Source organism: Mesorhizobium sp. M7A.F.Ca.CA.004.12.1.1 (assembly GCF_003997835.1).
Classification (GTDB): Bacteria; Pseudomonadota; Alphaproteobacteria; order Rhizobiales; family Rhizobiaceae; genus Mesorhizobium.
The window spans coordinates 1-9223 of sequence record NZ_RZRK01000181.1 but is presented as its reverse complement, the minus strand read 5'-3'; the positions used below and the strand labels follow the sequence as shown (position 1 = coordinate 9223).

Below are 9223 nucleotides of genomic sequence, written 5' to 3'. Positions count from 1 at the left end.
CCGCTGGACTGGCTGGCCATCCCAGACGATCGCACCGCTTCGACAGTTTCGTCACCGCCATGGAGGCGGCGAGCGCCAGCGCCGGCGTGCTCTTGGGCTCGCGGCCGCTGGTCGATGCGGCGCTCGACAGCAAGACGCTGGTCAGGCTTTCCGACTATGAACTTTCCAGCACATCGGGGCATTTCCTGACCAGGGCGTCGACAGCACGCCTGACCGGAGCCGAACAGGATTTCCGCCAATGGCTGCTCCTGCGCCTCTCCGCGCCGGCATGACTGGTTATGAGATTGGCCCGATCCGCTTCCAGTAGATCAACGTGCCGGTCAGCCCGCCATGCGGCTTCAGGGCATAGTCCGGTATCTCACCGGCCAGCGTGAAGCCCAACCGCTCATAGAGGCCTGAGGCGCCCTCCTCGGTCGCCGTGTCCAGAACCAGCAGCGTGCGGCCCTTCTCCAGGGCGAGGCTCTCGGCGGCTCGCATCAGGCGCGTTCCCACACCCCTGCCCCGGTAATCGACTGATGTCATCAGCTTGGCGATCTCGGCCCGGTGCGGCTGGTTGGGCGGACAATCGAGCAGCAAGGTCACGGTGCCGACGAGGTTTTTGCCGTCCCAGGCGCCAAGCACCGATCTTTCGCCCCTTGCCGCCGCGGCCAGCGACTTCTCCCAGAACGTCCTTGCCGCCTGCGGCGCCAACGGATGCATGAAGCTGACCGAACCGCCGGCCGCCACCGTTGCGACCAGCAATTCGGCCAGCATGTCCTGCGTTTCGGCAGTCGGGTTCAGGGGTGCGATCTCGATCGAGTTCATGTGCAGGATATCCTGTGATTGCAATAGAAGCGGGCGCATTGCTGTCAGTCCAGACGGTGCGCGCGGCGTCGCTTTCGCGCCGCCTTGATGGCGCTGATGCGGTCGGCGTCTTCGTGCCCGAGATGCCGCCCGCGCTCGAGTATCTCGAGCGTGTACTCCTCATAGGTCAGGCCAAGCCGCTCGGCTCTGTCCATGCGCAGCAGCATCACCTCGTGGCTCGGCGCCTTCCACGCCTTGGCATGAGCGGCCTGCCAGGCAAGGAAGATGTAGGGATCGCCCTTGCCCCATGGCGGGCCCTTGTACTCATCGAGAGGCGGCCCCCCATTGTGGGAGCGCTTTGGTCTTCTTGCCATTGTGTCAGCCCCTGACCAGCGCGACGAGATGGTCGGCGCCGGGCTCGAGGGCGTGGAAGGTGCAGTCCGACGGCGCCCCGAGCGCCAGGCAGTCGCCTGATACAAGCTTGTGCACTGTCTCACCTTCGATGAATTCGAGCCGCCCGGAAATCAGCCATATCTGCTGCTTGATGAAGGCGTATGAAGCGGCCGGAAAACTGACCTTGGCGCCCGCCGGCAGATGCACCTTGATCAGTTCCAGCGGCATATCGCCAGCCGGCGAAAGATGCCGCCTGACATAGCCGGTGTCGGGATCGCGCCACACCGGCTGGTCGGCCTCGCGCAATATCCCGCCGCCCTGCAATTCCGCGCGCGCGATCAAGGTCGACAGCGTCATGCCGAAGGCCGACGCGATGCGCACCAGAAGCGCCGCCGTCGGGCTGGTCTTGCCCCGCTCGATCGTGCTGAGCATCGCCTTCGAGACGCCGGAATGCTCCGCGAGTTCGGCCAGGGACCAGTCGCGCACGGTCCTTTCGGCGTGTATTCTGCGGCCGATCGTCGAGGAAATGTCGTTCGCTATATCATCCATATGTCTATTATAGCGAAAAATAGACGCCGGAGAAGAGCCGGCTGGCGACAATTTTCACGAGCCCTTTAATGCTCTCTACACCATCCGACATCATCGGGCCTTAACCCCATTCGGGTAGGATCGATGCTCCAGGGAAATGGGGATTGGCCTGTCCATGTATGTCGAACGCGAAGCCTCCGTTGGAGAACCGACATCGCAGGAGCGCCGCGACGCAGAGCAGAACGACAAGCGCATCCTCGGCAATGTCGTGCAATGCGATGGCGCGCGCGCCACCATCAGCGCCTATGCGAATGACGCCGACGGCGCGGTGACCGGCCTGTGGACGGTCGGCAAGATGATTTCCATCAATCTCGGATCGACGCGAACCGTCGGCCTGGTCTACGCAATCGGCAAGTCGGACCGCGCCTGGAGCAATGAGGGCCAGAACGCCATCGAGGTCAGCATCGAGCTGATCGGCGAAGTCCGTGACGGAGCAGAGCCCGGCGGCAAACCGGTCTTCGATCGCGGCATCACCACCTATCCGCATATCGGCGCCGTTGCGCATCGGATCCGCACCCGCGACCTGCAGGCGGTCTATGACCTCGCCGGGCGTCATTCGATCACGATCGGCACGCTAGCGCAGGACGAGACGATCGCCGCCAACATCGCCATCGACGATACGCTGGCGCGTCACTTCGCCATTGTCGGCACGACCGGCGTCGGCAAATCCACCGCCGTCTCGCTGCTGCTGCGCAAGTCGATCGCCGCACGGCCCGACCTGCGCATCCTGATCCTCGACCCGCACAACGAGTTCGCTGCATCGCTGCCCGAATACTGCGTCAGGGTCGATTCCAAAACCTTGGATCTGCCGTTCTGGATGTTCAAGCTCGAGGAATTCGCCGAGGTGCTGTTCCGGGGCCGCGAGACCGAGCCGGAAGAAATCGACGCCTTGCGCGACCTTATCCCGGCCGCCAAGAATCTCTACCGCAACCCGAATTCGGGCTCATATATCAGGCGCGGCAGCGATGCGTTGACCGCCGATACGCCGGTGCCTTACCGCATCGCCGACCTGCTCAAGCAGATCGATGAGCGCATGGGCATGCTCGAAAGCAAGACCGATCGCCCGACGCTCAAATCGCTGAAGACGCGCATCGAATCGGCGGCCGCCGATCCACGCTACCGCTTCATGTTCAACTCGCGCCTGATCGAGGACACCATCCACGAGACGATCGGCAACATCTTCCGCGTGCCGCATCATGGCCGCCCGGTAACCTGCTTCGAGATGGCCGGCATGCCGTCGGAAGTGGTCAATTCGGTCTGCTCGGTGCTGGCGCGCCTGGCCTTCGACCTCGCTCTGTGGAGCGAGGGCAAGCTGCAGTTGCTGTTTTTGTGCGAAGAGGCGCACCGCTATATGCCGGCCGACCCGCGCCTCGGCTTCGCGCCGACAAGGCACGCGCTGTCGCGCATTGCCAAGGAAGGCCGCAAATATGGCTGCTATCTCGGCGTCGTCACCCAGCGCCCGGGCGAGCTCGACCCGACCATCCTTTCGCAATGCTCGACCTTCTTCGCCATGCGGCTTGCCAATGAGCAGGACCAGGCGATCATCCGCTCGGCGATTGCCGACTCTTCCGCCTCGACGCTTGCCTTCCTGTCCTCCATGGGCCAGCGCGAAGCCATCGCCTTCGGCGAAGGCGTGGCGACGACCATGCGGCTGAAGTTCGAAAAACTGCCGAGTGACCTGCTCCCCGGCACCGCAAAACGCGAAGAGGCCACGTCGAAGCCAGGCGACGATGTCGATCTGGTGGCGATCGTGGAACGACTGCGCAATGTGCCTAAATCAACGCAGCAGGCGATGGCCTTCGCCGAGGTCGTCGATTCAGGCCGCCAGGCCGGCGACCCCGACTACCGCAAGCCACCCGCCGCACGCGCGCCATCGGACGACGATTTCGACATGCGCTACGGCCTAAAGCCCGCAACCTTCGGCCTGCGCCCGCAAAACGATTAGGTCAGCAGCGCCAACTCCTCTGCCTTCTGACCGAGAAGCCGCGCCAAGCTTGCGCCCTGCCTAGGCCGCTTGGGTAAATCCCGTCAGGGAATTCGTCAGGCTGAGTCGGGTGGTGCTGTTTTCGAGAACCGAAGCGGAGCGGACGTTTGAGTCCGTGAGCATCGGAAGCGCAGAAAACGGCGCCAGACGGCCAGCCTCACGAATTCAGTGATGGGATTTCAGGCGCAGACGCGGTTGCGGCCCTGCCTCTTCGCCTCGTAAAGCTGGCGGTCGGCGCGGCGATAGAACTCTTCCGCTGTTTCCTTGCGGTCCCAGACGGCGAGCCCGACGCTGGTGGTGATCTTGAGGCGGACATTGCCCGACAGCACCGACATGTTGGCGATCGCCTTGCGGATGCGCTCGGCAAACTTGCCCAGAAGCTCGGCGTCCATGTTGGGCGTGACCACGGCGAACTCCTCGCCGCCCAATCGCGCCACCACATCGTGGTAGCGCGTCATGTCCTTGAGACAGTTCGCGACGGCCTTGAGCACTTCGTCGCCGACGTCATGGCCGTGGGTGTCGTTGACCTGCTTGAAATGGTCGAGATCGAGGATCATCAGCCCGACGGGCTTTTCGATGCGCCGGAACTCCTCGAGATACTCCTTCAGCGCATCATCGAAATAGCGCCGGTTCTGCATGCCGGTCAGGCCATCGGTCAGCGCCGCATGCTCGAATGTTTCCGAGCGCGCGCTGAGCGAGACCGTCATGGCGCGCAGCTTGCCTTCCTCCATCGCCTGTTTGCGGATCAGCGGATAGATGAAGAAGATGCCGAAGAACAGCGCGGTGGCCAGGAGCACGCCGGTCGCGAACAAGAGCTTGTTGAGATAGATGACCTTGTCCAGACCCGAAGCCGTATGCAACTCGTCGGCGAAGGATTGCAGAAGTCCGTAAGCATGCAGCGTCACCAGGCCGGCGGCCAGGATCACGAATATAAAGACGAAAAATGCTGATTCCGCCTTGTGGAAACGCATCTGCTCCCCGTTGGAAAAGTGCCCACTGATCTTATGGCATGGGCGGGCTTACGGAGGGTTAATTTGGACAACCACCACGGGAACCGTTCCTTGCAGGTAAACTTTTCAGGTTGTATCGGAAGCAAGCGCTGAGATCGTGGTTTCCAGATCATCACCGGGGCGCAATCTCAGCCATTCCGGCCCCAATTGATGCCTGAACCAGGTGGTTTGCCGCTTGGAATATTGCCTGGTCGCGATCTTGGCGCGTTCGATTGCCTCGGGAAAGCCAATCTCTCCGGCCATCGCTGCCTGCAGTTCGCGAACGCCGATCGCTTTCATCGCCGGCAATTCGGGATCGAGGCCAAGTGCTGCAAGCCGCTTGACCTCGTCCAGCGCGCCCTTGTCCAGCATCTGGTCGAAGCGTTTGTCGATGCGAGCGACCAATGCCGCCCGATCCGGCTCGATCACCAGGAAACGCGCGCTTTCCCTGTCGATGAGCGGCTGGCCGCGTTCTGCCTGCCATTCCAGGATCGAACGGCCAGACGCATCGAGAACCTCCAATGCCCGCACGACGCGCTGGCTGTCGGTTGGCTTGAGCATCATGGCCGCCGCCGAATCCTCGCGCAGCAGCAGGCTGTGCAGCTTGACGGCGCCCTGCTCCTTCAACTCATAGCGCCAGCGGTCGCGGACCCGCTGCGGAATGTCGGGCATTTCCGAAATGCCCTCGGCCAGCGCGCGAAAATAGAGCCCGGTGCCGCCGACAAAAATCACTGGCCGTTCGGAGAATGTGCCGTCCTCGATCAGCTTCATCACATCGCGCAGCCAGGCGCCGGTGGAATAGGCGGTGGCCGGGTGGACATGGCCATAAAGATAATGCAGTGCGCGGGCGAGGTCGGCCGCCTCCGGCCGGGCAGTCAGCACGTCGAGCACCGAATAGCCCTGCATGGAATCGGTATTGACGATCACGCCCCCCCTGCGCTCGGCCAGATCGAGCGCAAGCGCCGACTTGCCGCTGGCGGTCGGCCCGGCTATCAGGATCGCGTTCTTCACGCGGCCCTTGCCCGCCTGCCCGCCGGAATGTTTCATGCCGCTCATCGCCACGCTTGTTTCCCGTCCCGCTGAGCGCGCTTTGTCGCTGTCGCTTGCGAATATGGCCTCACGGTCGGTCGGCGCAAGCGCTGTTGTCTGGCTGGCCGAAGGTATTGCCTGCGATCTCGTCCTGCCTGAGGCAGCCGACGACGCCGTCACGAGTGCCGTCTTGCGCACGGCACTTGCCAGCGAGGCCGTCGACGTGATCGTCCAGCAGGCGGAAACCCGCCGCAAGAAAATCCTGATCGCCGACATGGATTCAACCATGATCGACCAGGAATGCATCGACGAGCTGGCCGACGAGATCGGCGTCAAGGATCATGTTGCGGCCATCACCGCGCGATCCATGAATGGTGAGATCGCCTTCGAACCGGCTTTGCGTGAACGGGTGGCGTTGCTCAAGGGCCTCGACGCCGCCGTGGTCGATCGCATCGTCGCCAATCGCCTGACGCTGGCAGCGGGCGGCCGTGTTCTGGTCCGGACCATGCGCGCCAATGGCGCCTGGACGGCACTCGTGTCTGGCGGGTTCGAGGTCTTCACGACGCGCATCGCCGCCATGCTCGGTTTCCAGGAGAACCGCGCCAATCGCCTGCTCGAGCAGGACGGCCGCTTCACCGGGCTGGTCGGCGAACCGATCCTCGGCCGCGCCGCTAAGGCCGACGCGCTGATCGAAATTTCAGCGCGCCTCGGCCTGACGCCCGCCGACGCCATCGCCGTCGGCGACGGCGCCAATGATCTCGACATGATCTGCCTTGCCGGTACCGGTGTCGCGCTCCACGCCAAGCCGACGGTGGCGGCACAGGCCAAGGTCCGCATCGATCATGGCGACCTGACCGCGCTGCTTTATGTGCAAGGCTACAGGCGGGAGGAGTTTGTGCAATGAAACCAATGCGTACCGAGCGCCTGATCCTGCGCAACTGGGAAGATCGCGACCGCGACCTGTTCCACCGCATAAACTCCGACGACCGGGTGATGGAGTTCTTTCCGTTCCGCCGTGACCGCGCCGAGGCGGATGCCAAGATGGACGAGCTCCGGGCCTGGACCGCGGAGGACGGATACGGTTTTGCTGCCGCCGAGATCACCGCCACCGGTGAATGCATCGGCTTCATCGGTCTCCTCGACACCGATCATGTGCCATCCCTGCCAGCTGGCACCATCGAGATCGGCTGGCGACTGGCACCTGAGTTCTGGGGCAAGGGCTATGTCACCGAGGCAGCCGAAGCGTGGCTGGCCTACGGCTTCGAGACGCTTGGCCTCGATGAAATCGTGTCATTCGCCGTCGCGGCCAACCGCCGCTCCACCGCCGTCATGCAACGCCTCGGCATGAGCGCGGATCCGTCCGGCGATTTCGACCACCCCAGCATTCCCGACAGCCATCCCGCGCTCAAGCGCCATGTCCTGTACAGACTGTCGCGCCAAGACTGGCAGGCAAGAAAAAGGGCGGCCCGCTAGCCGCCCTTTCCATTCAAGATGAGGATTTTTTCGCCGCATCTTCCGGATCTCAGTCCATCCGGATCGTCACGAACCTGAGCTCGCCGGTCTTCGAGGCCAGCATCAAGAGCGCATTCTTGCGCCCCTGTTCCTTCAAGGCGCCGATCCGGTCCATGACGTCCTTGGGCGTGGCGACCGATTCCTGCGCGATCTCGGTGATCACCTCGCCGGGCTGGATGCCGCGTTCGGCGGCGGCCGAGTCCTTGGTGACGTCGGTGATGACGACGCCCGAAACATCGGCCGCAATGCTGAACTTCTTGCGTGTCTCGTCGTTCAGTTCGCCGACCGTCATGCCGAGCACCGAAGCAGTGGAAACGGCCGGAGCCTTGTCGCCCTTGTCCTGATCGGTGTTGCTGCCCTCCTCACTGCTGGCGAGCTTCTCGCCATCCTCGAGCCGGCCGAGCGTCACTTTCACGGTCTGCTCGACACCCTTGCGCACGATGAGCACATCGACCGCCTTGCCAACCGGGCTTTCGGCGACGACGCGCGGCAGATCGCGCATCTCATGGATGTCCTTGCCGTCGAACTTGATGACGACGTCGCCCGCTTGGATGGTGCCATTGTCGACCGGGCCACCCTTGATCACGCCGGCGACCAGCGCGCCCCTGGCGGTCGCCATGCCGAGGCTTTCGGCGATGTCGTCGGTCACCGGCTGGATGCGCACGCCCAGCCAGCCGCGCCGCGTCTCGCCGAACTGGCGCAACTGGTCGACGACGCCGGACGCGAGCTGGGCGGGGATGGAAAAGCCGATGCCGATCGAACCGCCGGAAGGCGAAATGATCGCCGTGTTGATGCCGATGACTTCGCCGGCGCTGTTGAACAGCGGTCCGCCGGAATTGCCGCGGTTGATCGCGGCATCGGTCTGGATGAAGTCATCATAGGGGCCGGAATTGATGTCGCGGTTGCGGGCAGAGACGATGCCGACCGTGACCGTGCCGCCGAGGCCGAACGGATTGCCGATCGCCATCACCCAGTCGCCGACGCGCATCTTGGTGGAATCGCCGAACTTCACCGCCGTCAGCTTGTGGCCTTTCGGATCGACCTTGAGCACGGCGACATCGGTCTTGGTGTCGGTGCCGACCAGCGTCGCCTTCAAGGTGACACCATCGGAGAAATTGACCTCGATGTCGTCGGCATCAGCAATGACATGGTTGTTGGTGACGACGATGCCTTGCTCGGCATCGATGACGAAGCCGGAGCCCAGCGACTGCACCTTCTGCGAGCCGTTGTCCTTGTCACCGCCGCGGTTCTTGAAGAAATCGTCGAAGAAATCCTGGAAGGGCGACCCCTCGGGCAATTGCGGCATCGGCACCGCGCCCGGGCCTTCGGTGCCCTTGACCGTCTGCGAGGTCGATATGTTGACCACTGCGCCGAGCAGGCCTTGCGCCAGATCGGCGACCGAAGCAGGTCCATCGGCGGCAAATGTCGGCGTCACGAAGGACGGGACAGCGACTGCGCTGACAAGAAGTGCCGCCGCGCCGGCGATGAATGTCCGCCGAGCCGCGCACAGAATTGTATTGGATGTCATCGAGAAGCCTCCCGGTATCCTTGAAAAGAAAAGCGCTTCGACGAAAACGCCGCGTCACGCCATGTTGGCAAAAAATACGGCACGTTTGCGGCTATGACTATCGGCAGAGGATAAATCATCGCCGCCGTCATGCGCCCCGTACCAGCCAGACGATGCCGACGCCGATCACGATCGCCGCCAGTCCGGCGATCCGCAGCGCGTTCTCGGGCAGCGACAGCACTTCGGTGGCAAGTTTCCTGGCCAGGCCGGGAAAACCGCCATAGACTAGACCCTCTATGACAAGGACCAGGCCCATGGCGGCAAGAAAATCCTGCACCGGCCGCTACTGGCCGGTGCTGGGCTGTGCCGCCGGCGCGGCGGGTGCCGTCGCCGGAGCGTTTGGCGCAGGCGAAGCCGGCTTTGCCGGCCCCTCGCTGC

11 protein-coding genes are annotated in these 9223 nt (G+C 63.5%); 4 read left to right on the top strand and 7 right to left on the bottom strand.

The genetic code is table 11. The features are described 5' to 3' along the window. On the top strand, positions 1 to 272 hold a 272-nt coding region (locus tag EN984_RS12135), incomplete at its 5' end, for a LysR substrate-binding domain-containing protein (protein ID WP_245480055.1). Positions 273 to 276: 4 nt separating this feature from the next. Here the strand turns inward: EN984_RS12135 and EN984_RS12130 are convergent. The 3 genes from EN984_RS12130 to EN984_RS12120 are packed head-to-tail and all read right to left on the bottom strand — an operon-like array spanning position 277 to position 1725. Continuing rightward, positions 277 to 804 carry a GNAT family N-acetyltransferase gene (locus tag EN984_RS12130; RefSeq protein WP_127268619.1) on the bottom strand — a complete coding sequence of 176 codons (528 nt, stop codon included), beginning with the start codon at positions 802 to 804 and terminating at the stop codon, positions 277 to 279. 44 nt (positions 805 to 848) lie between these two features. Beyond that, positions 849 to 1157, bottom strand: coding sequence for a hypothetical protein (locus EN984_RS12125; RefSeq protein ID WP_127268618.1), 309 nt, complete (start codon positions 1155 to 1157; stop codon positions 849 to 851). Positions 1158 to 1161: 4 nt separating this feature from the next. Beyond that, positions 1162 to 1725 carry an XRE family transcriptional regulator gene (locus EN984_RS12120; RefSeq protein WP_127383758.1) on the bottom strand — a complete coding sequence of 188 codons (564 nt, stop codon included), beginning with the start codon at positions 1723 to 1725 and terminating at the stop codon, positions 1162 to 1164. 154 nt (positions 1726 to 1879) lie between these two features. Here EN984_RS12120 and EN984_RS12115 point away from each other — a divergent pair, with 154 nt between their 5' ends. Then, positions 1880 to 3709 (top strand): ATP-binding protein, encoded by a 1830-nt coding sequence (locus EN984_RS12115; protein WP_127272677.1) that lies wholly within the window; start codon positions 1880 to 1882, stop codon positions 3707 to 3709. A gap of 218 nt (positions 3710 to 3927) precedes the next feature. On the opposite strand, the gene EN984_RS12110 is transcribed toward EN984_RS12115, so the two are convergent. Further along, positions 3928 to 4719 (bottom strand): GGDEF domain-containing protein, encoded by a 792-nt coding sequence (locus EN984_RS12110; RefSeq protein WP_127271965.1) that lies wholly within the window; start codon positions 4717 to 4719, stop codon positions 3928 to 3930. 105 nt (positions 4720 to 4824) lie between these two features. Further along, entirely contained in the window at positions 4825 to 5793 is a 969-nt protein-coding gene (miaA, locus tag EN984_RS12105) for a tRNA (adenosine(37)-N6)-dimethylallyltransferase MiaA (RefSeq protein WP_127272676.1), read from the bottom strand. Between miaA and serB the strand changes: the two genes are divergently transcribed. Together serB and EN984_RS12095 are read left to right on the top strand one after the other, a co-directional pair. Then, positions 5783 to 6670: a phosphoserine phosphatase SerB gene (gene serB, locus EN984_RS12100; RefSeq protein ID WP_127271592.1), complete on the top strand. Its 888-nt coding sequence runs from the start codon at positions 5783 to 5785 to the stop codon at positions 6668 to 6670. The two genes, miaA and serB, sit on opposite strands and share 11 nt — an antisense overlap. Continuing rightward, positions 6667 to 7239, top strand: a complete 573-nt coding sequence (locus EN984_RS12095; RefSeq protein ID WP_127271778.1) for a GNAT family N-acetyltransferase — start codon at positions 6667 to 6669, stop codon at positions 7237 to 7239. The genes serB and EN984_RS12095 overlap by 4 nt, the downstream gene beginning before the upstream one ends. A gap of 49 nt (positions 7240 to 7288) precedes the next feature. Here the strand turns inward: EN984_RS12095 and EN984_RS12090 are convergent, their stop codons facing one another. Both EN984_RS12090 and EN984_RS12085 read right to left on the bottom strand, forming a co-directional pair. Beyond that, the gene (locus tag EN984_RS12090) at positions 7289 to 8806 is read right to left on the bottom strand and encodes a DegQ family serine endoprotease (RefSeq protein WP_127271780.1); all 1518 of its coding nucleotides are present in this window, start codon (positions 8804 to 8806) and stop codon (positions 7289 to 7291) included. Positions 8807 to 8933: 127 nt separating this feature from the next. Beyond that, positions 8934 to 9122 carry a DUF2065 domain-containing protein gene (locus EN984_RS12085; RefSeq protein WP_023813072.1) on the bottom strand — a complete coding sequence of 63 codons (189 nt, stop codon included), beginning with the start codon at positions 9120 to 9122 and terminating at the stop codon, positions 8934 to 8936. Positions 9123 to 9223 lie beyond the last annotated feature (101 nt).